19 protein-coding genes are annotated in these 24,915 nt (G+C 46.6%); 8 read left to right on the top strand and 11 right to left on the bottom strand.

Translation table 11 applies throughout. The features are described from left to right. Positions 1 to 2: 2 nt before the first annotated feature. Positions 3 to 4,250, bottom strand: a complete 4,248-nt coding sequence (locus QUD86_RS07760) for a YhdP family protein (RefSeq protein ID WP_286296419.1) — start codon at positions 4,248 to 4,250, stop codon at positions 3 to 5. A gap of 78 nt (positions 4,251 to 4,328) precedes the next feature. On the opposite strand from QUD86_RS07760, the gene glnE reads away from it, so the two are divergent. Continuing rightward, positions 4,329 to 7,190: a bifunctional [glutamate--ammonia ligase]-adenylyl-L-tyrosine phosphorylase/[glutamate--ammonia-ligase] adenylyltransferase gene (glnE, locus tag QUD86_RS07755; protein ID WP_286296416.1), complete on the top strand. Its 2,862-nt coding sequence runs from the start codon at positions 4,329 to 4,331 to the stop codon at positions 7,188 to 7,190. On the opposite strand, the gene recN is transcribed toward glnE, so the two are convergent. Together recN and QUD86_RS07745 are read right to left on the bottom strand one after the other, a co-directional pair. Beyond that, the gene (gene recN / locus QUD86_RS07750) at positions 7,187 to 8,857 is read right to left on the bottom strand and encodes a DNA repair protein RecN (protein WP_286296415.1); all 1,671 of its coding nucleotides are present in this window, start codon (positions 8,855 to 8,857) and stop codon (positions 7,187 to 7,189) included. The two genes, glnE and recN, sit on opposite strands and share 4 nt — an antisense overlap. A gap of 26 nt (positions 8,858 to 8,883) precedes the next feature. Continuing rightward, positions 8,884 to 9,789, bottom strand: a complete 906-nt coding sequence (locus QUD86_RS07745; RefSeq protein WP_286296413.1) for an NAD kinase — start codon at positions 9,787 to 9,789, stop codon at positions 8,884 to 8,886. A 37-nt stretch (positions 9,790 to 9,826) separates the two neighbouring features. On the opposite strand from QUD86_RS07745, the gene hrcA reads away from it, so the two are divergent. The 5 genes from hrcA to dnaJ all read left to right on the top strand — a co-directional run bounded on the left by hrcA (position 9,827) and on the right by dnaJ (position 15,890). Further along, the gene (gene hrcA / locus QUD86_RS07740) at positions 9,827 to 10,837 is read left to right on the top strand and encodes a heat-inducible transcriptional repressor HrcA (protein ID WP_286296411.1); all 1,011 of its coding nucleotides are present in this window, start codon (positions 9,827 to 9,829) and stop codon (positions 10,835 to 10,837) included. Positions 10,838 to 10,858: 21 nt separating this feature from the next. Continuing rightward, positions 10,859 to 11,953: a ferrochelatase gene (gene hemH / locus QUD86_RS07735; RefSeq protein ID WP_286296410.1), complete on the top strand. Its 1,095-nt coding sequence runs from the start codon at positions 10,859 to 10,861 to the stop codon at positions 11,951 to 11,953. Between the two features lie 81 nt (positions 11,954 to 12,034). Further along, positions 12,035 to 12,583, top strand: a complete 549-nt coding sequence (gene grpE / locus QUD86_RS07730) for a nucleotide exchange factor GrpE (protein WP_286296409.1) — start codon at positions 12,035 to 12,037, stop codon at positions 12,581 to 12,583. Between the two features lie 142 nt (positions 12,584 to 12,725). After that, positions 12,726 to 14,666 carry a molecular chaperone DnaK gene (gene dnaK, locus QUD86_RS07725; protein ID WP_286296408.1) on the top strand — a complete coding sequence of 647 codons (1,941 nt, stop codon included), beginning with the start codon at positions 12,726 to 12,728 and terminating at the stop codon, positions 14,664 to 14,666. Between the two features lie 99 nt (positions 14,667 to 14,765). Further along, positions 14,766 to 15,890: a molecular chaperone DnaJ gene (gene dnaJ, locus QUD86_RS07720; protein WP_286296407.1), complete on the top strand. Its 1,125-nt coding sequence runs from the start codon at positions 14,766 to 14,768 to the stop codon at positions 15,888 to 15,890. Between the two features lie 13 nt (positions 15,891 to 15,903). Here dnaJ and panB read toward each other — a convergent pair whose 3' ends face one another. The 6 genes from panB to QUD86_RS07690 all read right to left on the bottom strand — a co-directional run bounded on the left by panB (position 15,904) and on the right by QUD86_RS07690 (position 21,181). Beyond that, positions 15,904 to 16,719, bottom strand: a complete 816-nt coding sequence (panB, locus tag QUD86_RS07715; protein WP_286296406.1) for a 3-methyl-2-oxobutanoate hydroxymethyltransferase — start codon at positions 16,717 to 16,719, stop codon at positions 15,904 to 15,906. 17 nt (positions 16,720 to 16,736) lie between these two features. After that, the gene (gene folK / locus QUD86_RS07710) at positions 16,737 to 17,264 is read right to left on the bottom strand and encodes a 2-amino-4-hydroxy-6-hydroxymethyldihydropteridine diphosphokinase (RefSeq protein ID WP_286296404.1); all 528 of its coding nucleotides are present in this window, start codon (positions 17,262 to 17,264) and stop codon (positions 16,737 to 16,739) included. A 72-nt stretch (positions 17,265 to 17,336) separates the two neighbouring features. Beyond that, positions 17,337 to 18,737, bottom strand: coding sequence for a polynucleotide adenylyltransferase PcnB (pcnB, locus tag QUD86_RS07705; protein WP_286296402.1), 1,401 nt, complete (start codon positions 18,735 to 18,737; stop codon positions 17,337 to 17,339). Beyond that, positions 18,734 to 19,414, bottom strand: a complete 681-nt coding sequence (locus tag QUD86_RS07700; protein WP_286296400.1) for a histidinol-phosphatase — start codon at positions 19,412 to 19,414, stop codon at positions 18,734 to 18,736. The genes pcnB and QUD86_RS07700 overlap by 4 nt, the downstream gene beginning before the upstream one ends. A 6-nt stretch (positions 19,415 to 19,420) precedes the next feature. After that, the gene (hda, locus tag QUD86_RS07695) at positions 19,421 to 20,179 is read right to left on the bottom strand and encodes a DnaA regulatory inactivator Hda (RefSeq protein WP_286296398.1); all 759 of its coding nucleotides are present in this window, start codon (positions 20,177 to 20,179) and stop codon (positions 19,421 to 19,423) included. A gap of 12 nt (positions 20,180 to 20,191) precedes the next feature. Continuing rightward, positions 20,192 to 21,181, bottom strand: a complete 990-nt coding sequence (locus QUD86_RS07690) for an AI-2E family transporter (RefSeq protein WP_286296396.1) — start codon at positions 21,179 to 21,181, stop codon at positions 20,192 to 20,194. A gap of 73 nt (positions 21,182 to 21,254) precedes the next feature. Between QUD86_RS07690 and purM the strand changes: the two genes are divergently transcribed. Beyond that, positions 21,255 to 22,307 (top strand): phosphoribosylformylglycinamidine cyclo-ligase, encoded by a 1,053-nt coding sequence (purM, locus tag QUD86_RS07685; RefSeq protein ID WP_286296394.1) that lies wholly within the window; start codon positions 21,255 to 21,257, stop codon positions 22,305 to 22,307. Between the two features lie 2 nt (positions 22,308 to 22,309). Here the strand turns inward: purM and miaA are convergent, their stop codons facing one another. Next, positions 22,310 to 23,326, bottom strand: a complete 1,017-nt coding sequence (gene miaA / locus QUD86_RS07680) for a tRNA (adenosine(37)-N6)-dimethylallyltransferase MiaA (protein ID WP_286296392.1) — start codon at positions 23,324 to 23,326, stop codon at positions 22,310 to 22,312. A gap of 76 nt (positions 23,327 to 23,402) precedes the next feature. On the opposite strand from miaA, the gene QUD86_RS07675 reads away from it, so the two are divergent. Beyond that, positions 23,403 to 24,056 (top strand): DedA family protein, encoded by a 654-nt coding sequence (locus QUD86_RS07675; RefSeq protein WP_286296391.1) that lies wholly within the window; start codon positions 23,403 to 23,405, stop codon positions 24,054 to 24,056. A 16-nt stretch (positions 24,057 to 24,072) separates the two neighbouring features. On the opposite strand, the gene QUD86_RS07670 is transcribed toward QUD86_RS07675, so the two are convergent. After that, complete coding sequence (locus QUD86_RS07670) at positions 24,073 to 24,915, bottom strand: SirB1 family protein (RefSeq protein WP_286296390.1); 843 nt, start codon at positions 24,913 to 24,915, stop codon at positions 24,073 to 24,075.

Below are 24,915 nucleotides of genomic sequence, written 5' to 3'. Positions count from 1 at the left end.
GCTTAGCCTGGAAGCGAATTAGAGGTGGGAGTGCCAGTAGGATTCTGTTGTGGCGCAGATGGTAGGTCAGGCTTATCCTGCTCTTTTAATAAATTCTTCGTACGAATTGTATTCAAGGTCTTTGCGTCTAGTGGTCGACCTTTTTGGTCTAGTGGTACCACTTCAGGATCACGCCAAGAGCCCTGTACTAGGTAGTCTGTCTGCATCGTACGATTAATTTGGCTGGTAATTAAGTACTGACCTAAAACAGCGCCCAAGCCAATAATGGGGTTGAGGGCAAATGCCGCTAGCGAGCCAGCGGTTGCATCAATTGTTGGAAATATCGTAATACGTAAATCTTGCGTTTTTTGTGGAATGTTAATTTGACCTGTCATCGCAACACGAGCTTGATCTAAGATCATCGTAAATTGTTCCGCTTGCGCAATGCCTTGGCCAATTTCAAAATGACTAGTAATGGATTTAAAAGGGGTGCCCTTGGTAGCTAGATTGCCTAAACTGCCCTGCAAATCTAATGTAGCAAATCTAAATAAGCTTTGCAAGCTAAGTACATCAAGTAACTTGGCGCTATCTGTATTGACTTCAAGCAGGCGCCCCTGGGTAAGATCAACACTCACCTTGCCCGCAAGCGAGGCCTCATCGGGTGAGAATATCGACCCAGACCAGCTAACATTTGCTTTTAATTTTCCTGACCCCCCCTCTACAGGTTTAGGGTTGCTCCATCTCGAAATCATGTGGCCAAAATCTTTGATATCCATGTTGGCGGTAAGCGAACTCATTTCAGCAGTATTCGAATTTTTGCCAATCCACTGACCTGTTATTGTTGAATTGGCTTGTGGATTATTTATCTGTAAAGACTCAATCTTTACAGTGTCTTGGGTAGTCTTAGTTCTGAGCTTTACTTGACCTAATTGCGCTTCTTTTAAAGTCAAATCATCGATCGTAATATCAAGACTTGGGATGTTACTGGGGCTTAAGGCCTGTTTTGTTTGACTTGATTGGCTCCCCGTCTTCTTCACTGATTGAGTTGAATCTAAAGAGGCGGTTTCGACAACGCGTATTTGCTCAGGCACTTTTAATTTAGATAAGCGCCCAGTGATCAGACCGCTAGATTGATCGATGCTGCTCGGAGTCCATTGCATTTGACCGGCCAACAAAGGAGCGCTGAGGCGGAGCTGCCAAGCATCATTTTTTTCAACAGCATTTAAGCTGAAATCATCCCACGCTCGATCAAGTGCAATCAATCTTTTGATTTGTGCAGTAACTTGGGTACTGTCGCTATATTTTTCTGGACTCTTTACTTCTGGCATGGAATTTTTAGGCTGACTCGATCCAATAAAGTCCATCCATGTGTCGAGATTTAGTTCTTTACTAACAATATTAACGGCTAAGCCTTGTTGGGGAAGGTTGAGGGGTGCACCGATACCGATTGCGTTTTTATAGGCGCCGCTACTATCTAAATTGCCCTGTAAAAAGTAATCCTCTCCAAGCTTGGCAGACCAATCTGCGCGCACTAAGTTTGATTTAGTGGCTGGGAATGTACGTAATTTAAATTGTCCTAACATAGGACTGCCAGCTAATTTGTTTGCTGGACTGGGTGCTAAACTTGCCCAGTTGCGTAAATCAAATACCAGATTGGTTTGGCTCCCGAGCTTATTAAAGTCCAATGAGCCTTCATATTTGGCGGTCCCACTCATCGCATTTAATAGTTTCAAATACGGCGGCGACCCTGAAATAGTAGCGACATAATTTTTGATAAAGCGAGCATCAGTAGTGCCGCTAATATTAAAGCTGGAACTGTCGGTAGTGCTGGGGGCGCCCGAGACGCTTGATACGCTTGAGATGTTTATATTCCCACCAAGAAAGTTAGCTGTCACATTTTCGAACTCAGGATTCTTTTCGGTAATGCGAACCTTCCCCTTGAGATTTTCCAGGGGCGGAATCGAGCCCCACTGCACTTTATTGCCAGACAAGGTGAGTTTGGCATCGATACTGGCATTTTCGTTACCGGAAAGGGGAAGCTTTAGTCCAAGATCAAGATTGATTGGGCCGGATACAGAAAGACCTTTCACTAAGCTAGGCTGCTGAACGCCGATAGGTGACACAACCACGTACTCCATTATTTGCGAGCCATCACCAATCACTTGGCCTTTAATCAGTAGGGTGAGGTTTTTTGCAGTGACATCCGGGATCTGAGCAAGGACATTACTAACAGCGGTATTTTTATAATTGGCACGGTCAATATCAACAGATAAAACAGATTGCTTCATGTCGATTTTGCCGTTGATATTATTGAAGGCCGACCAGATACCCTGCTTTATGGGCATCAATGGCGCCGGCTTATAACTCGCTTGAACAATCGGCAAATGAAGAGTGAACTCTCCGTTTTGCCCATTAGGAAACGGAATCTGATCTACGTTGCCTTTAATATGGAGAGAGCCATTCTGAACATCGCCAGAATCAAAGGCCTTACCGAGATACTCTCTGACTTCTTTGTCAATGCCGATCGGAAGGTAGCGGTGTACAGTCGCCAATTTAGCCTGGAAAAATTGCATATCAAGTGTTATTTGATCAGGCTGCTTTGGGCCTGCTGCAAGATAGTTTAAGTCGAGGCTGGCTGTTATCTCAGGGTTACTTAATTGCAATTTCTTGGCATTGATCAGCCAAGCTCCTTTTTGCTCAGTCCAACTGAGTTCACCTTTTGCACTATTAAATTTAAATAATGACGCAGATAAAAAATTATCTAGGTTCAATTCGAGCTTGCTGGAATTGATTGTGAGGTTACCCTGCTTTTGATTGCTAGTCAGGTTTCCGGTCAAATTGGTGATTGAGGGTAGCGATGGGTTAACCCTTGTAAAGCTGATGTTATTGAGCTTTGCACTGATACTAAAATCGAGCTTGACGTTAGAAAACCAATTACCTGGTACTGGAAGATTGGCTAGAGCAGATTTATTTTCTGACCAATTCATTTCTAGATTTTTAAGTTCGCCATTAGCTGCTGCAACCTTAACCCATTGACGTATCTTTTTCGACAAAGGGAGGTTTAGGGCAAATAAGGAAATATCCTCTAATTGAATTTTAGGGGATGAGAATCCAAATGTTTTAATTTCTCCGCCGGCTTCAGGAGTGCGCCAGCGAAAAGTAATAGGACTTAGTGTTTCCAGCGGTTTTGTTGTGAGATCGTTTGTAGCGCGCCATGACAAAGTTTTAGTGGTAATTGAATTTAAACCGCGATCAATCTCCTGTACTAAGTTCGTTTCGATTCTCCCAAATTCAATCGGAGCTTCATCCTTGTTGAGTTGAAGCTTCAATTGATCGACAGCTAAGAACAATTTACTTTCATTTACCTTGCCAGCATCCAGTTCAATACTGCCTTTGGAGGTGAGTCGCCCTTGTAAGTCGTTTAGAGGAAGGGCGATATCCTTCAATAACTGGCTGAGGTTTAAAGCGGAGGTATCCCAGGAAAACTGGCCGGTCCAGTTGTGCCAGTTCCCCGCTTGGCTTCCAAGGCGATGGACAAAGTCTGCTTGAACTTGAATTGGGTTTTGGCTCCAGGGTGTCAGTGCCGTTAACTCAGCTTGATGTTTGCGAATACCATTATTAAAGCGAAACCGTTCTATATCAATTGTCGTTTTCAGTTTTTGGCTTTGTTGATCCTCCCAAACTAGCTGCGCATTATTTATTTCAATAGTATTTTGAGCTAGCAGCCAATTTTCAGTTGACAGATCGCCCGAGCTACTATGAGCGGGAATGCCTGCAACCGAAATGAAACCTTTGGCATCTCGTTGAATGTATAGCTGCACACCGTTAGCACTAATTTGATGAAAGTAAGGCGTTAAGTAATAAAAAGATAGCCAACTTAATTCGCCTTGAATGCGTTCAATTATTAGTGGCGCAGCAGCGGCTGAAGTGGATGTTGAATCTGGCTTAGTGAACTTAGTGAACTTAGTGAACTTGAGGCCTTGGATAACAAATTTCGGACGAATGCCAGTCCACGACACTTGAACATCATCCATAGTGACGCTTGCGCCTAGGCGAGAGCTCATCATGCTTTCTAGGGTGGACTTGGATTTTTCAATTTGTGGCCACAGCACAAATCGAACGCCAAGGTGCCCAAGTATCAATAAGGTCACAACAAGGCCGCCGAGAATGAGCGCACGTTTGCGCCAGAAGCTTCCAGAGCCAGGGGGGCGCTTTTGAAGCGCGCTGTGCAATACGCTTAATAAGCGACTCGGGATAATCTTTTCAGGCATATGTCTTATTATCCGTCAGCCCTTGGGTAGGCACAACGCTTCTGTGGTTTGGGCTCGGACTCAGATTAAGATAGAGAGATGATGGATTTTCCGACCCAAATTGAATTTCTTAAGCAGCATTCAACCTACGCACAGCGCTGGCTAAATGCACGTCCAGACTGGATTGATTGGTTAAACATCAAAAGTAGTCAAGAGATTAACCTTTTTGGCATTCAGGAGCTACTAAGCCCTTGCCGATTAGCTGTGGGTGCAGCAGGGCACGATGAAGTGCGATTTATGGCAGATCTCCGGTTAGCCAGGCAACGCTTAATGCTCTGGGTTGCCTTCCGAGATCTCAATGGATTAGCTGATTTAACTGAGGTGACTCATGCATTAAGTTATTTTGCACAAGAGGCGGTCAATTTATCGATTGCCTATATTCGCCGTGATCTTGAGGGGCGATTTGGACTGCCTTGGAGTACTGATAGAGACGCAGAGATGCCGCTTATGGTTGTTGGCATGGGTAAATTGGGTGGTATGGAGCTCAATTTGTCTTCAGATATTGATTTAATTTTCTTGTATGAGCATGAGGGTGACACCCGAGATGCAGCATCAGGCATGGCAAAGGGCGCAACGCAGCAAATAACGCAGCAAATAACGAAGAGCTTATCCCACCATGAATGGTTTACCCGCATGGGTAAACGCTTAATTAAGTTTCTAGCCGAACATGATGAGAATGGTTTTGTATTTCGGGTGGACATGCGCCTACGACCGAACGGAGATTCTGGGCCTTTGGTCTGTAGCCTGGATATGCTTGAAGAGTATTTATTAGTTCAAGGTAGGGAGTGGGAGCGCTATGCCTGGATTAAGGGGAGATTAATTGCCCCATCACCAGAATCGCCAGCATTTACCGCTTGTCAAAAAGAGCTTGATCAATTGATTCGTCCTTTTGTTTACCGCCGCCACCTAGATTACGGCGTGATTGCTTCTATCAGGGAGCTTCACGCGCAAATACAACGAGAAGCTGAGAAGCGCTCTTCAGCCCATCAGGGGCGCTCGAAAGATATTAAGTTAGGACGGGGAGGCATTCGGGAAATCGAATTTTTAGCTCAAATGTTTCAATTGATGCGAGGCGGTACAGACCCCCGCTTTCGTATTCGACCTACCCTAGAAGTGCTTGATCTTGTCAAACTGCAAGGGGGCTTATCGGCCAAAGAGGTTGAGGCACTAAAGGCGGCTTACCAATTTTTGCGACGCCTAGAGCACCGTATCCAAGTTTGGGAGGATCAGCAAACCCATTACTTGCCAGAGGATGGGGCTGCACGTACGCGTTTAGCTTTGAGTATGTCGGCTCCAGGTACACAGCAAGATCAGTCTGCTTTCTTAATGGAGTTGAATGCTCATCAGGCAGTTGTTGCGCAGTTATTTGAAAAGGCATTTTTATTAGACGATAGTGCGCGCTTAGATACCGGGCTCATAACGCTGGGATGGCAGCCAGATGGAGTTCTTTTCCCTGAATCTTTAAAGCGTTGGCTGCTTTGGATGGATAGCGTCAAGAGAAGGCAATTGCCAGAAAAGAGCCAGCTCATTTTTAGTAATCTTATTTGTAAAGCCGCTCAGAGCCTTCAAGAAGACAACCTTGCTGCTGGAAAAGATATTGCCTTACTTCGCTTTTTTGATTTACTGGAAGCTATTGCGAGACGTAGTGCTTATTTATCCATTTTGTCTGAGTATCCCAAAGCGTTACTCAATGTTCTCGTACTCATTAGAACTTCTCAATGGGGCGCTGAATATTTAACACAACACCCTCACTTATTGGATTACTTACTAAATTCCAGAACAGAGATCGCGCTCATTGAAGAGCCGGAGCAATATTGGCGAGAAGTCAGTAGCACTCTGAATCTGCGACTTGATGATGTGATGTCAAGTGGGGATGGATCTGAGCAAGCAATGGATATTTTGCGTGTGACCCATCACACGGAAACCTTTATCACTTTATTGGCAGATGTAGGTATTGGAGTTGAACAGGCTCTTTCTGTAGAAAAAGTCAGCGATCATTTATCGACCTTGGCGGATTTAATACTGCAGACCACTTTTGAGCGTGTTTGGCCTAGTGTGGCGCAGAAGTTTGGTATGCCAAAAGAACCACTGCCGCCATTTGCCATCATTTCTTATGGCAAATTGGGAGGTAAGGAGTTGGGCTATGCCTCAGATCTAGATGTGATCTTTCTGTATCAGGCTGAGGAAGGTGACTTCACTCTTCAAGAGGCTTATACATTGCTAGCTAAAAGGGTCATTAATTGGCTAACTACCTATACCTCAGCTGGTAGCTTATTTGAGATCGATACCCGTTTACGGCCGAATGGTGCCGCTGGATTTTTGGTGACGAGTACTGACGCATTTAAAAAATACCAACTTCGCGAGGGCGGCAATACTGCTTGGGTCTGGGAGCATCAAGCTTTAACTCGAGCCCGGTTTTCTGCGGGTAGTAAAGACGTTGGGTTCGATTTTGATGCCGTACGTTCTGAAGTGCTCGGTCAGAAGCGAGATATTGGGGCATTGCGACTCGAGATTGAAGAGATGCGTCGTAAGGTTCACGCCGGCCACCCCAACCCTGGTACTGATTTCGATTTGAAGCATGATGCTGGCGGAATGGTCGATATTGAATTTATGGTTCAGTATTTAATTTTGGCTCATGCATATACCTTCCCTCAGCTTATTGCTAATTTAGGCAATATTGCGCTATTACGTATTGCGGGCGTAGCAGATTTAATCCCGATAGACGTTGCTCAAAATGTCGCGAATGCTTATCGACTATTGAGAGCCCATCAACATCGTTTGCGTTTGGATGGAGCAGAAAAAACGAGAGTGAATTTACGCCTAGAGCCAAAACTCATTGAAGCTAGACAGTCAGTATTAAATTTATGGCAAGAACTCTTCGGTGCTCCGCCTGAGATTTAACCTTGCCCTAGTAATTCTCGGGCATGACGGCGAGTGGTATCGGTAATTGTGGTGCCTCCTAGCATGCGTGCAATTTCTTCCACACGCTCGGATCTTCCTAGGGGGCTCACTTGTGAGAGTGTTTTGTCACCGGCTTGTGACTTACTCACTTTAAGGTGATGATTGCCTTGTGCAGACACTTGCGGCAAGTGAGTGACGCACAATATTTGATGTGACTCGCCTAGCTGTCGCAGCAATTTACCAACGGTCTCTGCTACAGCGCCGCCAATACCGGCATCTACTTCATCAAATATCAAGGTCGGAGTAAATGATGCTTTGCTGGTAATAACGCTGATGGCCAAGCTAATCCGCGCTAGCTCACCACCGGAGGCGACTTTCGCCAAAGGGCGCGGCGTGCTACCTGAGTGACCGGCGACTAAAAATTCGACTTGCTCAAGACCGTGGGCGCTACCTTCACTAAGGGGGGATAGGGCAATCTCTAGTTGCCCACCTGCCATCGATAAATCCTGCATAGCTGAAGTCACAAGGCTACTTAAATCCTTGGCAGCAATTTCACGTTTTTGTGTCAGTTGTTTAGCTAGCTTGAGATAGGCGGCTTCCTCTTGCTTCACTTTGTCTTGTAATGCACCTATGTTTTGCGAGGCAGTTAGAGCCTCTAAGCGCTCAGTGGTCTCGTCAAAAAGAGTGGGTAGGTAATCAGCTTCAGTGCGATATTTTCTCGCTGTACTGTGTAGGGCCTGCATCCGATCTTCGACCTGACTTAAGCGTGCTGGGTCTAACTCTAATTTTTGTAAATATCGATTGAGATGATGTACGGCCTCATCAACTTGAATCTGCGCTGATTCTAGGGCTTGGCTAATGGCGCTCAGTGCAGAGTCATGCGCTGATAGCGCACTCATATTCATGCTCGCTTTAGAAAGTGTTGACTCAACAGAATTTTCAGCTTCACTCAAAACATCAATAGCCTCTTGGCAGCCACCCATAATCTTTGCGCCATTTGCTAGGCGCGCATGCTCATTCTGAATAGCGATCCACTCACCATTTTGTGGCGAGAGTTCGGTTAATTCTTCTAATTGCCATTCCAGTCGTTCGCGCTCTCGCTCAATATCTTGACCAGCATTTTCTGCCTGCTCGAGACGACGACGCGAGTCTTGAAGGATTTTGAAAGATTGGGAAACGGTATTTACTAATGCAGTGTGATTTGCATGACGATCTAAAAGTTCGCGTTGCGCTCCACTTTTTAGTAGTAGCTGATGGGCATGCTGCCCATGAATATCAACTAGTTGATCGCCCGCTTCTCGTAATTGAGCTAGGGTAGCCACGCTGCCATTAATAAAGGCGCGACTCCGACCATTCGTTTCTATGGTCCTTTTGAGTAGCAGACTTTGTCCGCTTTCTTCAAGTGGGAAACCTTGCTCCTCCAGCCAATGATTGAAGTGATCAAGTTGAGCTTCATCAATACTAAAGAGTGCGCTAATTTCCGTACGGTTGCTGCCTTCCCGAATTTGGCTGCTATCAGCACGTTCTCCAAGTACGAGACCTAGCGCGTCCAAAAGAATGGATTTACCGGCACCAGTTTCACCGGTGAGAACAGTAAAGCCAGAAGAAAAGTCGAGCTCTAGTTGATCAACAATGACAAAGTCACGGAGCGTAAGTGTTTGCAGCATGCTTTAGCGTATCAATAGACTCGACATCAGAATGTCGATGGATACTCATTCCAGTGTAACTTTTCTCGCAAAGTTTTGTAGTCACTATGAGCGCGCGGGTGCAGTAGGGTGATTGTTTTTTCAGACTGACGTACTTGGATCGTGTCGCCAGTCTGCAAATGCGTTTGGGATTGCATGTCAAAGTTCACAATGATTTCTCTACCGTCCACTACTTCAATGCTCACCATGATGTCCTGCGGCAAAACAATGGGGCGATTGGATAGAGAGTGCGGCGCTATGGGAGCCAATAAAATACCCGCTACTCGGGGATGCAAAATTGGGCCACCCGCTGATAAGGCGTAGGCGGTCGAGCCAGTAGGAGTAGAGATAATCAAACCATCAGATCGTAGGTTATACATAAAAGAGCCGTTGACTTTAACCGCTAGTCCCACCATGCCAGAAATTCCGGAGCGGTTCACAACGACATCATTCAGAGCTAAGGAGCGATTGATTTCCTCGCCATTGCGCAGTACTACTGCGGCTAATAAAGTCCTAGTATCGGCCTCGTATTCCCCGGCAATAATTTGGGGAAGAATCGTTTGGACGCTCCGAATAGGAATATCCGTCATGTAACCCAGTCGACCCATATTGATACCCACCAAGGGGACTTGACTGCCAGCTAGCTGCCGCCCGATGCCAAGCATGGTGCCGTCACCGCCCAATACAACGGCTAAATCGATGGCTCCAGCAAATTCTTCAATTTTTTTAGTGGGGTAGGCAGTTAGGCTGAGATGAGCCGCTGTTGAGGCTTCTATAAAGATCTCGCAACCCTGTTGCCCCAGAAGCTTTGCCAGGTCAGCAAGGTGTTCTTGCATGCCATCAGCCTGATATTTGCCTACAAGCGCAACCCGGCTAAATGCCTTTTTGATGGAATTTGGGGATAGGCTTAACATATGGAGATTAAACCATACGCATAAAATCCCTTCCACTATGGACGATCGTTCCCGCGCCTTACTTAAAACACTCATCGAGCGATACATCGAGGAGGGTCAACCTATTGGCTCGCGAACCCTTTCTCGATTCTCTGGATTAGACCTATCTGCGGCCACCATTCGCAACGTGATGGCTGATTTAGAGGGTATGGGACTAGTAACGAGCCCCCATACCTCTGCTGGACGTATTCCGACCCCACGTGGCTATCGTTTATTTGTTGACACCATGGTGACCGTGCGGCCCCTAGAGGAAATCGCCGCTCGCGAGGTAGAAAAAGGGCTTTTGCCGGATTCTCCCCAAAGAATGCTGAACTCAGCGGCGCAGATTTTGTCTAATTTGACCCATTTCGCCGGGGTTGTGATGACGCCTAAGCGGGCTCAGGTTTTTAAGCATATTGAATTTATGCGCCTAGGCGAGGGCAAAATTTTGCTGATTATGGTGACCCCCGAGGGTGACGTTCAGAATCGGATTTTGCCAACAACGCAAGATTACACGCCAAGCCAACTAGTCGAAGCTGGAAATTACATCAATGCACAGTTTGCTGGCAAGAGCTTTGCGCAGGTTCGCGCACATCTCGTTTCAGATCTCGATAACCTACGCACGGATATTTCAGGATTAATGGCATTAGCATTGCATAGTGGAGTGAGTGACTATGGGATGGGCCAGGGCGATATGCTGCTCTCAGGAGAGCGCCGCTTGTTAAATGTAGGCGATCTTAGTGCCAACTTAGATAAGTTACGCAAAATGTTCGACATGCTGGAGCAGAAGTCCGTACTGATGCAGTTATTAGATATCTCTAGCCATGCAGATGGCATCCAAATTTTTATTGGCGGTGAAAGTGATTTATTGCCTTATGAGGATTTGGCTGTTATCAGCGCACCTTATAGTGTTGATGGTCAAATCGTGGGCACCTTAGGTGTGATTGGTCCCACTCGTATGGCCTATGATCGCGTTATTCCGATTGTCGACATCACTTCTAAATTATTATCCGGTGCGTTAAGCTCCTAATTCAATCAAGATAGGCCTTTTGTGAATTCAAACCCCCATTTACGCTCTACCAAAACAGCCGTATTGTTGTTGAACCTAGGGACTCCTGATGCGCCTACTGCAAAAGCAGTTAGAGTTTATTTAAAAGAATTCTTATCCGATCCCCGCGTAGTAGAAATTCCGCGTGTGATTTGGTGGTGCATCTTGAATGGCATCATTTTGCCCATTCGCAGTGGCGCTTCGGCCAAAAAATATGCCTCTATTTGGCTGCCTAAATTAGGCTCGCCCTTGATGCACTATTCACGCCTACAGGCAAAAGAGCTGGGCGAAAAATTTGCCGAGCATGGGCAAACAGTTTTAGTGGATTTGGCGATGCGCTATGGTCAGCCCTCTACGCAGCATGTCCTTGAGGCCTTAAAGGCACAGGGTATGGAGCGACTTTTATTGCTCCCACTCTATCCACAATATTCCGCAACAACTTCGGCTTCTAGTTTTGATGAGGTATTTCGAGTGCTTAGCACTTGGCGCGATCAACCAGAATTACGTCTCATCAAGCACTACCATGACAACCCAGCCTATATTTCGGCTTTACGTGATCAAGTGCTGGGGGCTTGGGATAAAGATGGTCGCCCAGACTTTGATAAAGGCGATCGCTTGGTCATGTCATTTCATGGGCTGCCCAAAAGAAATCTAATGAAGGGTGACCCTTACCACTGCGAGTGCTTAAAAACAGGCCGCTTACTGGGCGAATCTTTAGGGCTGGTACCAGGCCAATATTTAGTCACTTTTCAGTCTCGTTTTGGAAGGGCTGAATGGCTAAAGCCATATACCGCTCCAGCAATTGAACAGCTGGGTAAAGAGGGCTGCCAAAGAATTGATATTTTCTGTCCTGGATTTCCGGTGGACTGTCTTGAAACTTTGGAGGAGATCGCGATGGAAGCGCGTGAGATTTTCTTAGAGCATGGCGGAAAGGATTACCGCTATATCCCCTGCTTGAACAGCAATCCCAAATGGATCGATGCTATGTATGAGATTGCCCATCAGCATTTAGCCGGCTGGTCTTTGGGTGTGGAATCTGAAGCAGCTTTAGCGGAGCGCGATCGTCTAGCGGAGTTAGCTAAAGCGAGCATTGCTTGAATTTAAGGCACTTGAAATGTAGTGACTTAGCCCCATACTAACCACAAGCAACCATTCTTATTTAAAAGTGAATTCGTACCCATGACCCAAGAAATCCCAAATCCATCACCTGATCAGGAAAATGTCGTCGATCAAACTCAGGCCGAGATCAGCCCCGAGAATATCGAGGTGAAAACGCCAGAGCAGGAAATTGCAGAGCTCAATCAACAATTGACGGAGATGCAAGATACTTATTTGCGTGCCAAGGCTGAAGGTGAAAACATTCGTCGCCGTGCTGCGGAAGACGTGACAAAAGCGCATAAATTCGCCATTGAGGGTTTCGCTGAGCATCTTGTGCCTGTAGCCGATAGCCTGTATGCCGCCCTTACCGCTGAGGCAGTCGATGCCAAGGCCTTTAAGGAGGGCTTAGAAATTACCCTCAAACAGTTGTTATCTGCCTTCGAAAAGGGCCGTATGACTGAATTAAACCCTGCTGTGGGCGAGAAGTTTGATCCGCACCACCACCAAGCGATTGCATCTATTGCTTCGGATCAAGAGGCTAATACCGTGATTTCAGTTCTCCAAAGGGGGTATTCCATTGCAGATCGGATTTTGCGCCCCGCCTTAGTGACGGTCAGCGCACCCAAGTAAGGCAAAAAAGTCGGCAAAAAGGCAGATTTCTGCCTTTTTTGCTCTTTTGGCCTCTTGAAATACTTCTTTTTGACCCAATTTAGTCTTTATCGATGTATTCATTGTTTTACGAAACGACACATTACTTAATTTTGGAGCTGTTATGGGAAAGATTATCGGAATTGACTTAGGAACCACGAACTCGTGCGTCTCTGTTGTAGAAAATAATGCACCTAAAGTGCTGGAAAACGCCGAGGGCGGACGTACAACCCCATCCATCATCGCCTACGTTGAAGACGGCGAAGTATTGGTTGGTGCCCCTGCAAAACGCCAATCAGTAACCAATCCAACAAACACTATTTATGCAGTAAAGCGTTTGATGGGTCGTAAATTTACTGATAAAGAAGTGCAAAAAGATATTGGCCTAATGCCTTACAAGATTGTTCAAGCGGACAATGGCGACGCATGGGTCCAAGCGCGTGACAAAAAGATGGCGCCACAGCAAGTTTCTGCTGAAATTTTACGCAAAATGAAGAAGACGGCTGAAGACTATCTCGGTGAAGAAGTAACTGAGGCGGTCATTACTGTTCCGGCTTACTTCAATGATAGTCAGCGTCAGGCGACTAAAGACGCGGGCCGTATTGCGGGTTTAGATGTGAAGCGCATCATTAATGAGCCTACTGCAGCGGCATTGGCTTTTGGCTTAGACAAGCAAGACAAGGTAGATCGCAAGATCGCTGTATATGACTTGGGCGGCGGTACTTTTGACGTATCTATCATTGAGATTGCGAACGTAGATGGTGAGAAACAGTTTGAAGTGCTCTCAACCAACGGCGATACTTTTTTAGGTGGTGAAGACTTTGATCAGCGCATTATCGATTGGATCATCACTGAGTTTAAAAAAGAGCAAGGCGTTGATTTAAGTAAAGACGTATTGGCGCTACAGCGCTTGAAAGATGCTGCTGAAAAAGCCAAGATCGAATTGTCATCTGCCCAGCAAACCGAAATCAACTTACCTTATGTAACTGCAGATGCTAGCGGTCCGAAGCATTTAAATCTCAAGTTAACGCGTGCTAAGTTGGAGTCATTAGTAGAAGAATTGATTAGCCGCACGGCAGGTCCTTGTTTAACTGCGATTAAAGACGCGGGCGTTAATCCTGCTGATATTGACGATGTCATCTTGGTGGGTGGTCAGACCCGTATGCCTGCTGTTCAGGACAAGGTAAAAGAAATTTTTGGTAAAGAGCCACGTAAAGACGTTAACCCAGACGAGGCAGTAGCTGTTGGTGCTGCGATTCAGGGTTCCGTGTTGTCTGGTGATCGCAAAGACGTATTGCTCTTGGATGTAACCCCATTGTCATTAGGTATTGAAACCTTGGGTGGTGTGATGACTAAGATGATTCCGAAGAACACGACTATTCCTACTAAGCATTCTCAGGTCTATTCCACAGCGGAAGATAATCAGCCAGCAGTAACCATTAAGTGCTTTCAAGGTGAGCGGGAAATTGCGCTTGCTAACAAATTGTTAGGTGAATTTAACTTAGAGGGCATTGCTCCAGCCACTCGCGGCATGCCGCAAATTGAAGTGACTTTTGATATTGATGCCAACGGTATTTTGCATGTCACCGCAAAAGATAAAACAACAGGCAAAGAGAACAAGATCACTATCAAGGCGAACTCTGGTTTGACTGAAGAAGAAATTCAGCGCATGGTCAAAGATGCTGAGGCAAACGCCGATGAAGATAAAAAAGCCTTGGAATTAGTTGGTGCACGCAATACTGCTGATGCTTTAGCGCACTCTACTAAAAAGGCTTTAGAAGAGCATGGTGCAAGTCTTGAGGCTTCTGAAAAAGAAGCGATTGAAACTGCCCTAAAAGAGCTTGATGAAGCCATCAAAGGTAGTGATAAAGCAGTAATTGAAGCAAAAACTGAGGCATTAGGTACAGCAAGTCAGAAGCTTGGTGAAAAAGCTATGGCTGCTGAACAGGCTAAGGCTGGTGGTGCTCCTGGTGCAACTCCTGGCGGCGCTCAAGGTGGCCAGGGCCCTGCTCCAGATGCGGACGTTGTTGATGCTGACTTTAAAGAGGTTGATGACAAAAAGTAAGATCAGTTTTTTGTGATCTATTCACGTAATTTAGAAGTAATTTAATAACAAGTCGGCCTCGTGCCGACTTGTGTCATTCAGGTTGTTGAGAGGAATGCTGTGTCTAAAAGTAAACGCGATTATTACGAGGTATTGGGTGTAGCAAAAGGCTCTAGTGACGAAGAGCTTAAGAAGGCGTATCGAAAGATGGCGATGAAACACCATCCCGATCGCAACCCAGACAGTAAAACGGCCGAAGCGCAATTTAAAGAAGTCAAGGAAGCTTACGAAACATTAACGGACCCCAATAAGCGCGCTGCTTACGACCAGTATGGACACGCAGGATTAGACCAATCTATGGGCGGCGGCGGTTTTGGCGGTGGTGGCTTTTCAGATGCTTTTGGCGATATCTTTGGCGACATTTTCGGCCAAGGGGGCGGTCGTCAATCTGGACCGCAGGTCTACAAGGGTGCTGATTTACGCTACAACATGGAAATTACCCTTGAGCAGGCGGCTGAAGGTTACACCACCCAAATTCGGGTGCCTAGCTGGAGTGACTGTAAGCCTTGTAAGGGCTCAGGTGCAGAGCCAGGTAGCAAGCCAGAAAGATGTACGACTTGCGATGGCCATGGTCAGGTCAGGGTGCAGCAAGGCTTCTTTTCAATGCAGCAGACTTGTCCTAAGTGCCGAGGCGCTGGTGAATACATTCCAAAGCCTTGCAAAACCTGCCATGGCAGCGGTAAACATAAAGAGCAAAAGACACTAGAGATTAAGATTCCTGGCGGCATTGATGACGGTATGCGGGTTCGGTCGGTCGGCAACGGTGAGCCTGGCGTCAATGGCGGGCCTTCTGGCGATCTCTATGTGGAAGTCAGAGTCAAGTCTCATAAAGTATTTGAGCGTGATGGTAGCGATTTGCATGTTCAGATGCCCATCTCCTTTGCAACGGCAACGATTGGCGGTGATATTGAGGTACCAACCCTCTCGGGGCGCGTGGAGTTTCCGATACCTGAGGGCACTCAAACTGGTAAGACTTTCCGCCTACGCAGCAAAGGCATTAAAGGCCTACGGTCTTCCTTGGTTGGGGATCTCTTTGTGCATATCGCAGTTGAGACACCAGTCAAACTGACGGATGAGCAGAAAAGTTTGCTACAGAAGTTTGATGAGAGTCTGAAAACTGGGGGCAACAAACACAACCCGCATCAGCAAGGTTGGTTTGACGGGGTGAAGAGCTTCTTTAGTTAGACCTAAAAAACACTTACCCGGCAAAGCCATGTTCGGGTCCAGGGAACTTTCCTGATTTCACTTCCCGAACATAGGCTTTGATTGCAGATTCAATGGAGCTATTGCCGTCCATAAAGTTTTTGACAAACTTAGGCGGCTTTCCCGGACTCATCCCCAGCATGTCTTGCAATACTAATACTTGACCTGAGCAATTTGGGCCTGCACCAATGCCAATCGTCGGAATCGAGACGGATTCGGTAATCAGCTTTCCTAATGAGGAGGGAATAGCCTCTAATACGATCATTTGAGCGCCTGCCTGCTCACAGGCGATTGCCTGCTCAAGCATAAGACTGGCGGCATCTTTCGATTTCCCTTGCACCTTGTAGCCACCTAAGAGGTGAACGGATTGAGGTAAGAGGCCTAAATGGGCGCAGACAGGAACGCTTCGCTCCACTAAATATTGAATTACTTCGACTTGCCAATCGCCGCCTTCGAGTTTCACCATATCAGCGCCGGCTCGCATGAGTTCTGCTGCCGAATCCAATGCTTGCATTGGATCGCCGTAGCTGGCAAAGGGAAGGTCGGCTATAACAAATGCCTGAGTATTGGCACGGGCTACGCATTGCGTGTGATAAGCCATATGCTCAACGGTAACTGGCGTAGTGCTATGGTGGCCTTGTATTACGTTACCCAGCGAGTCACCAATCAGGATGACCTCTATTGCGCAGCGATTTAACAAAGCAGACATTGTTGAGTCGTATGCCGTTAACATCGTTATTTTTTCACCCTCAGCATGGAGTGTGAGAAGTTTGGAAATCGTGATTGGCTTATCGCCTTGTAAGTAACCCATGGCGTGAGTTTAATGAATTAATGCGCCTGAGGTCCATAAACAGGTTGATTATCGATAATACAGTTGCGGCAAGCGAGTTTTTCAATGCGCTGGTCTGCCACATTCGGTAGAAAGGCCTTGAGTTCGCCTAAGTTCGGTAAAAAGAAATCAGGGGCAATTTCCAGCAAAGGTAACAGTACGAAAGAGCGTTCAATGATTCTGGGATGGGGAAGCGTTAAATCAGAATCTTCCTGAGATACCCCTTCAAAAGAAAGAATATCTAAATCTAGGGTTCGCGGCGCATTGGTGTAGGGGCGCTCACGACCAAATTCTTGCTCTACTGCTTGGCAGACATAAAGCAAGCCATAGGGGCTTAGCTCAGTCTCAATTTCGATCACCGCATTGATGAAATCATTACCTGTAGCCTGAAATGGCGCGCTTTGGTAAAGGCAGCTTTTCTTAATAATTTGAAGTTCACGGCGTTGGGCGAGGCAAATAATCGCATCTGCAATGAACTGACGTGTGTCACCAATATTGCCGCCAAATCCAATAAAAGCTCGTGCCATGCGCATTCCAAACAGTAAAAAAGTTGATTAGTTGATATTAAAAAGACTTTACAGAGTTTTTCTCAAGTCTGCTTAGCTTGCCGTATCTTCAGATGGCGCCGCTATTTTGGCTTTTCTGCGCCGACGTCGCTTGGCTGGTGCGGCAGGATTGCCACTATCGTTCTTTACGCTCGCCATTAAAGCATCCTGATCTGTAGGGTCAGCGCCGATGAAGTCGGTCCACCATTGGCCTAAAGCAGGGTTTTGTTCCCCATTAGCGCAGCGGAGCAGCAAAAAGTCATAACCCGCTCTGAAACGTGGTGATTCAATCAGGCGATATGGGTAGCGACCCACGCGCTTCTCAAAGCGGGGCTGCATAGACCAAATTTCTCGCATATCGCTCTCAAAACGTCTTTGAATCGTCATGCCATTGCTTTGGCTGGCAATCGTTGCGTCCATAGCATCATGTAGTGCGGGAATATTGGAGAGTCCTGCTGCGATATTCTTTTTCCAGTTACTCAAGAGGTCTGGCCATAGCAAGGTAGCAAATAAGAATCCGGCAGATACGCTTTTGCCTGACTGAATACGGTGATCCGTGTTCTCTAGGGCAATACGCACAAAGTCTTTGGCTTCTTTAGAGCTTACTTTGTTATCTAAAATAGCATCTAGTAGCGGTAGTAGTCCGTGATGTAATCCGGCGTTGCGCAAACCTTGTATGGCCGCCCAGGAATAGCCCGACATCAAGAGTTTTAGAATTTCATCAAAGAGACGTGCTGACGGGACATCCTGTATTAGCTTGCCTAACTGAGCGATCGGTGTGTGTGTTGCAGCGTCTAAGGTAAACCCGGTTTTTGCAGCAAAACGAATGGCGCGCAACATGCGAATCGGATCTTCTCGATACCGTTTTGCTGGCTCGCCAATCATACGCAAGGTTTTCTTTTGCATGTCGGCCATACCGCCGTGGTAATCAAGGACCGTTTCGGTGGCCGGGTCGTAGTACATGGCATTGATTGTGAAATCACGGCGGGCGGCATCTTCATGCTGACTTCCCCACACGTTGTCTCGCAAAATGCGGCCATTTTCTGCAACATGCTCACCAGCGTTTTCTAGTAAAGCTCTAAAGGTAGAGACTTCAATAATTTCTGGTTGGCCTTTACCGAAGAAGGTTACGTGCACAATTTGAAAGCGTCGACCAATTAAACGAGATTTACGAAATAATTTTTGGACTTGCTCTGGAGTTGCATTCGTTGCTACATCAAAATCTTTAGGGCCAATGCCTAGGGCAAGATCTCTTACTGCGCCCCCTACAATAAAAGCATCATAGCCAGCCTGCTGCAAAGTATGCGTGACTTTAACGGCATTTTTAGAGAGCAGGTTTGGGTCAATGCGATGGGATTTTTTAGGGACCCGTTTTGGTGCGCCAGAAGTATGGGCTACGGTATGTCGCACCATAGGGTCGCGACGCAAAATACGGTTAATCAATTTTGTAATCATGCAAACAGTTCAAGTATGGGCCAATGACGCTTCAAGGCTTCGTTGCGTAGTCGAGTATCTGGATTAGTAGCAACAGGGTTACTTACTTTTTCCAGGAGTGGTAAATCGTTCATGGAGTCTGAATAAAAATAACTGCAAGGTAGCTGATCTAGTACTAAATGCTGACTAGTAAGCCAATCATGCACTCGGTGGATTTTACCTTCTCGAAAATTCGGAATTCCCTGAACTTCGCCGGTGAAGGGCGCTAGGGGGTCTTCCCCTAATGTGGCTGGTTCGGTTGCAAGTAAATGTTCAATACCAAAGCTTTCTACGATGGGGCGCGTTACAAAGCTATTGGTAGCGGTTACTACGCAGCATAAGTCCCCGGCATCTTGATGGCGCTTCACTAAATCGAGAGCCTGTTGGCGTACTTGGCCAGTGATGACCTCTTGCATGAAAGCATCATGCCATTCTTTAAGTTGAGCGCGAGAATGTTCTGAGAGCGGTTTAAGCGCAAACCGTAAAAATGCCTGAATGTCGAGTTTGCCTTCTTTATAGTCTTGATAAAAGCGCTCATTTTGCTGGGCATAGTATTGACTATCGACTACGCCAATGCGCGCCAAGAATTGACCCCACTCGTAGTCACTGTCGCAAGGCAACAGGGTATGGTCAAGGTCGAATAGGGCAAGTCGGGTCATGAATATTTATTTCGTTTCTAAAAGCGTTTTTACTAGCGGAAGGGTGACGGCACGTTTGGTCTCTAGGGAATATGCATCCAAAGCATCGATTAAGGCCATTAAGCTAGGCATATCGCGATAAAAATGATTGAGCAACCAAGGCAAGACCTCTGGTGACAAAACTAAGCCGCGAGCTTGCGCTGACTGCTCCAAGGCTTGTATTTTCTCATCATCTCCCAATGCATGGGTCTGAAACACCAAACCCCATCCCAGACGGGTGCGCAGGTCTTCTCTCAACTTCAGGGCACCCGGAGCTACGTTGCCCGCCATAAAAATATGCATTGCTTGGCTAGCTTGAATGGCATTCAAAATACGAAACAAGGAGGCAACTAGGCGGTCATTCAGGCAATCCACATCATCTACAGTGATGACGGACACCGAATGGCTAGCGCCAAGGCTTGTCAGTTGATCCTCTAATTTGACCCAGGTGCTAGGTTCATTTGGGTTCAGTGCAAAGTGCTGGAAACCCAGTATTTGCGCTGCATTGGCTAGGCTGTCCAATAGGTGCGTGCGTCCTGAGCCCTCTGCGCCCCACCAATACATCCAGCGTTGATTGAGGGCATTTTCTCCGGCTTGTCTAGCTTGCTTTAATTCCCAAGTTTTTACTACCTCTTGCAGTGTGAAATGTAGAGCAGCATTTTCCCCAGTCAAAAAATTACTGAGGCTGGGTTGAGGTGCTCGGGCAATATCAAGCGCAAATTGGCGCGGTAGCAGATCTTTATTCATTACTGCGATGTTTTATCGTTGATACCAAGTGCTTTGCGTGTAGCGAGACCAGGCGTACTGAAGAACCACTAAGCCGACTGCGCTGATGGGTAGCGCGAGAAGAATACCAAAAAAACCAAATAACTTACCGAATAAGAGTAATGCGAAAAGTACTGCCACGGGGTGCAAACCAATACGTTCACCGACAAGACGGGGCGTTAGAAAGAAGCCTTCTAAAAATTGCCCAAGGCTATAAATAATGAGCACACCCAGTAATTCACTTCCAGGGCCAAATTGAAGAAGCGCAGCAAAGACCGCTAGGGTGAAGCCAATCGTAATACCGATATAAGGAATCACAATCATGAGCGCCGTAAATACGCCAAGTGCGATGGCGCCTTTAATTTCAAGAAAACTCAAGCCAGCACTATAAAAAACAGACATGATGGAGATCACAATGATCATGCCCCTTAGATACTGTGACAACAGGCCATCCGCATGCATCGCTAAATGGTGAACAGTCTCTTGCGCGCGTACAGGCATCAATTTTTTAATTAAGCTAAAAAAATGATTCCAGTCGATCAATAAATAAAACATGACAAATAGAATCAACACGGCATTGACAAAGCCAGCGATAACAGAGCTGCCTGACATCAGCACGGTTTCCACTGTAGAGGACATCAGTGCATCAGAATTGTCGTTTAGATGTTCCGTGATTTTCTGGGATACAGTAGCTTTGAGGTGGCTCCAGTCAAAAGTGACATGAAATTGCGTTAATTTGGGCTCAAGCCAGGCTTGAGTGTTCTGGAGCCAGCCGGGAAATTGGGTTTTAATGAGCGGAATCTCTGTTTTGAGGAGTGTAATAAACAGGCTTAAGATGCAAAACACGATCCCCAGACCAATAATCATGGCGATTCCAGCGGCAGCTGCGCGGGGCAGGCGATGGCGTTCAAGCCATAGGGAAACAGGGCGCAGAGCGTACGCCAAAATAAATGCGGTCAGAAAAGGGGTAAAAATTTCAGTCATCTTGCTTGAATCCTCTAGAATTCAATGATTCTACCGACCAAGCCCTGCTTTTTACTAATCTTCTATCGATACTATGACCTCTTCTACCAATTCTTCTTCAAATGGCCTTTCCTATCGCGATGCAGGTGTTGATATTGATGCTGGTGACGCTTTAGTCGACAGAATTAAGCCTCTTGCTAAGAAAACCATGCGTGAGGGCGTACTGGCCGGAATCGGTGGCTTTGGGGCCCTCTTTGAGGTGCCTAAGCGCTACCAAGAGCCGGTATTGGTAGCTGGTACCGATGGTGTGGGAACTAAGCTGAGACTGGCCTTTGAGTGGAATCGCCACGATACGATTGGTCAGGACTTGGTGGCAATGAGTGTGAATGACATTTTGGTTCAGGGTGCAGAACCCCTCTTTTTTCTAGATTACTTTGCCTGCGGTAAGTTATCGGTAGATACGGCGACTACGGTAGTTGCTGGTATTGCCAAAGGTTGCGAGCTTTCTGGCTGCGCACTCATTGGGGGTGAAACAGCGGAGATGCCTGGGATGTATCCCCCTGGCGAATACGATCTGGCCGGATTTGCAGTGGGCGCGGTTGAAAAGTCCAAAATTATTACTGGCGCAACCATTGCCCCGGGTGATGTGGTGTTGGCGATAGGTTCGAGTGGCGCGCATTCCAATGGCTATTCTTTGGTACGCAAAATTATTGAGCGTGCCGGCGCTAAGCCAAGTGACGATCTTGGGGGTCGGCCCTTAGGTGATGTGGTTATGGCGCCAACAGAAATTTATGTCAAGCCACTCCTCAAGCTGATATCTGAAATCAACGTTAAAGGGATGGCCCACATCACTGGCGGTGGTTTAGTCGATAACGTACCCCGTGTTCTCCCTGAAAATACTCAGGCGATACTGCACCGTGATAGCTGGGTCATGCCAGAGCTTTTCAGATGGCTGCAAATGAAGGGTGGCGTTGCTGATGCAGAAATGGTGCGCGTATTTAACTGCGGCATTGGAATGGTGGTAATCGTGTCTGCAGAGCAAGCTGATACTGCCATTCAGTTTCTGAAAATTCAAGGCCTAAATGCATGGAACGTCGGTGAAGTTGTAGAGCGTCCAGCAGGGGCACCACAAACGATTGTGGTTTAAATCTAGGGTTGATCTAGTTTAAACAGGGTCTTCTGACAATGTTCTAAAGCTGCCTTCAATTCAATGGGGTTGAAGGAGTCAAAGGTCGTTTTTCCAGTCATCGCGCGCAACCAGGTAAGTTGCCGCTTACCAAGCTGTCTAGTGGCCGCAAGTGCCCTGTTACGCATTTGTGCATGGTCAACCTCTCCAGCCAAATATTCCCAAACTTGTCGATACCCTACTGACCGAATCGCCGGCAGATCAGCGTGTAGCGCTGGATTTTTGCGCAATGTTTCAACTTCTGCAATAAGTCCGCTGATGAGCATTTCATCAAAACGCTTTTCTAGATTCTGATGCAGGCGAGAGCGATCACTTGGCTCTAGCGATACCAACTCAATCCATTTCGGAATGACTGAACCTACTCTGCCATCTTCACTAGGAGAATTTGCCAACAAAATAGACATCGGTTGACCGGTGATCTTGTAAACCTCTAAGGCGCGTTGTACCCGTTGAGAATCATTGGGTTGTAGTCGTGCAGCAGTCGCGGGATCTACTTTAGCTAATTCATCATGCATTGCAGGCCAGCCAATCGCTTTGCCTTGTTCATCTAAACGCGCTCGGATAGTTGGGTCGGCAGGAGGTAGTGAGGAAAGTCCATAGGCCCAGGCTCGCCAATACAGCATCGTTCCACCCACAATGACAGGAATATGACCGCGCTGACGAATCTCTTCGCAAAGACGTTTAGCATCATTAGCAAAGCGCGCAGCCGAATAGGATTCGGTTGGCTCCAAAATATCTATTAGGTGATGCCGGACTGCTGCTTGCTCAGCGCTAGTCGGTTTTGCGCTACCAATGTCTAAACCGCGATATACCAGAGCAGAATCCATGCTGATCAATTCAATGGTGGCGCCCATAGATTGCGCTCGCTCAGCTAAGGACATAGCGAGATGGGTTTTGCCTGAACCTGTGGGGCCAACGATACAAAGAGTAGGTAGCTGGTCAGTGGAATGCACAGGCTGAATGTGGGGTTCAGTTTGCATGAGCCATTATAGGAATGAAATTGCTAGAGCGGCATTAATAGGCTGTTAATATTCTTGCAGTTAATTACTGGAGTGAATGTTGATTGATACCTTATTGCAATTGAGTGATTTACTGCTACACATCGACCGTCATTTGGATGTGGTGATTCAGCAATATGGCTACTGGGCTTATGGATTGCTGTTTGCGATTGTCTTTGCGGAAACAGGATTAGTAGTAGCCCCATTCTTGCCCGGTGATTCCTTATTATTCATTGCGGGGGCTTATTGCGCTACCGGGCATTTTAATTTATGGACGCTATGCATTGGTTTGTTGATCGCTGCTATCGCTGGTAACACAGTAAATTACTTTATTGGACGCTGGATAGGCAAAAGAATATTTAGCAGTAAATCACGCTGGATTGATCAAGCCGCACTTCGTAAAACCCATTCTTTTTATGAGAAGCATGGCGGTAAAACAATCATCGTTGCACGCTTCTTACCCATTATTAGAACCTTTGCACCGTTTGTCGCTGGCGTATCAGAAATGAATTTCTCTCGTTTTCAATTTTTTAACATCACTGGTGCATTGTTATGGGTATTTAGCTTGGTAGTGGCAGGCTATTTCTTTGGAAACATTCCGATCATTCGTCAGAATCTCAATGTCATTGTGTTGATTGGTATTGGCGCTGCTGCTTTGCCAATCGTACTTGCCGCCCTATATAAAATCTTTCAGCGCAAGCCTCAAGATTAATGGTGCTGAGAAGCCGCTAGTGCAGTTTTGTTTGACTGTCTAATTTGAGAATGTGCTCTCGAATATCGGCGGCATCATCAGCACCCGGCATTTCACTAAGATAGCGGTGCAGGTCAGCAATAGCGGGCCGTATATATTCCAATTGGGCAAAGATCAGGCCGCGATCCCGCACCTCTTCCATTGACTCTGGTAGCAAGATTACTAAACGCTCTTGTATTCCTAGTAAGCGCTCCCAGCGCTCGTCTTCTGAATAAATCATCTTCAGGTTTCGTAAAAATCGTGAGAGGATTTCTCGTGGGCTAGAAGCACGCAGAAAGATGTTGAGCGGCAGACTGAGCTCATCTCGATACCCTTTTGCATCGAGGTAGGGATCTAACATTTCCTGTAATTGATTCTTCGATAGCGAGTCACCATTCAGGGGATCCATGATGATTTCGCCTTGTTGTAAAGAAATGCGCATCATAAAGTGATTGGGAAAAGAGACTCCGCGAATATTCAATCCTACTTGCTGACCAAGCTCCATCATCAAGATCGCTAGTGAGATAGGAATACCACGGCGGCTCTCAATCATCTGGTGGAGATAAGAGTTCTCAGGCGCATAAAAATCATTCGGGTTAGGGCCAAAACCTAACTCGGTATAAAAAAAATGCTTCAGTAGTTGTAAGCGCTGCATGGGGGGTGTGTCTGCAGTAATGCGGGTCTTGAGTTTCTTACCCCATTGGTCAAGCCGATCTAATACACCCTGCACATCAAGATCAGGATAAGCATGCTGAGCGACGGCAACGGCTGCCTCAGTCAAGGGAAAGTGCTCATCCTCGGCAACAAGGGAGGTGAAATAATCAAGTTGTTGTGTTGGCAT

The sequence above is a fragment of the Polynucleobacter sp. TUM22923 genome (assembly GCF_030295705.1).
GTDB lineage: Bacteria > Pseudomonadota > Gammaproteobacteria > Burkholderiales > Burkholderiaceae > Polynucleobacter.
The sequence above is the reverse complement of the archived record's forward strand: the minus strand, read 5'-3'. Positions and strand labels throughout refer to the sequence as shown.

Bases quoted from the DNA above. Each gene is read 5' to 3' on its own strand.
- glnE (WP_286296416.1), top strand. From the start codon at position 4,329: ATGATGGATTTTCCGACCCAAATTGAATTTCTTAAGCAGCATTCAACC.
- purM (WP_286296394.1), top strand. From the start codon at position 21,255: ATGACCTCTTCTACCAATTCTTCTTCAAATGGCCTTTCCTATCGCGAT.
- folK (WP_286296404.1), bottom strand. From the start codon at position 17,264: ATGGCACGAGCTTTTATTGGATTTGGCGGCAATATTGGTGACACACGT.
- QUD86_RS07760 (WP_286296419.1), bottom strand. From the start codon at position 4,250: ATGCCTGAAAAGATTATCCCGAGTCGCTTATTAAGCGTATTGCACAGC.
- QUD86_RS07745 (WP_286296413.1), bottom strand. From the start codon at position 9,789: ATGTTAAGCCTATCCCCAAATTCCATCAAAAAGGCATTTAGCCGGGTT.
- panB (WP_286296406.1), bottom strand. From the start codon at position 16,719: ATGGGTTACTTACAAGGCGATAAGCCAATCACGATTTCCAAACTTCTC.
- QUD86_RS07670 (WP_286296390.1), bottom strand. From the start codon at position 24,915: ATGCCAACACAACAACTTGATTATTTCACCTCCCTTGTTGCCGAGGAT.
- miaA (WP_286296392.1), bottom strand. From the start codon at position 23,326: ATGCAAACTGAACCCCACATTCAGCCTGTGCATTCCACTGACCAGCTA.
- QUD86_RS07675 (WP_286296391.1), top strand. From the start codon at position 23,403: ATGTTGATTGATACCTTATTGCAATTGAGTGATTTACTGCTACACATC.
- QUD86_RS07700 (WP_286296400.1), bottom strand. From the start codon at position 19,414: ATGACCCGACTTGCCCTATTCGACCTTGACCATACCCTGTTGCCTTGC.
- hda (WP_286296398.1), bottom strand. From the start codon at position 20,179: ATGAATAAAGATCTGCTACCGCGCCAATTTGCGCTTGATATTGCCCGA.
- recN (WP_286296415.1), bottom strand. From the start codon at position 8,857: ATGCTGCAAACACTTACGCTCCGTGACTTTGTCATTGTTGATCAACTA.
- pcnB (WP_286296402.1), bottom strand. From the start codon at position 18,737: ATGATTACAAAATTGATTAACCGTATTTTGCGTCGCGACCCTATGGTG.
- hrcA (WP_286296411.1), top strand. From the start codon at position 9,827: ATGGACGATCGTTCCCGCGCCTTACTTAAAACACTCATCGAGCGATAC.
- grpE (WP_286296409.1), top strand. From the start codon at position 12,035: ATGACCCAAGAAATCCCAAATCCATCACCTGATCAGGAAAATGTCGTC.
- QUD86_RS07690 (WP_286296396.1), bottom strand. From the start codon at position 21,181: ATGACTGAAATTTTTACCCCTTTTCTGACCGCATTTATTTTGGCGTAC.
- dnaK (WP_286296408.1), top strand. From the start codon at position 12,726: ATGGGAAAGATTATCGGAATTGACTTAGGAACCACGAACTCGTGCGTC.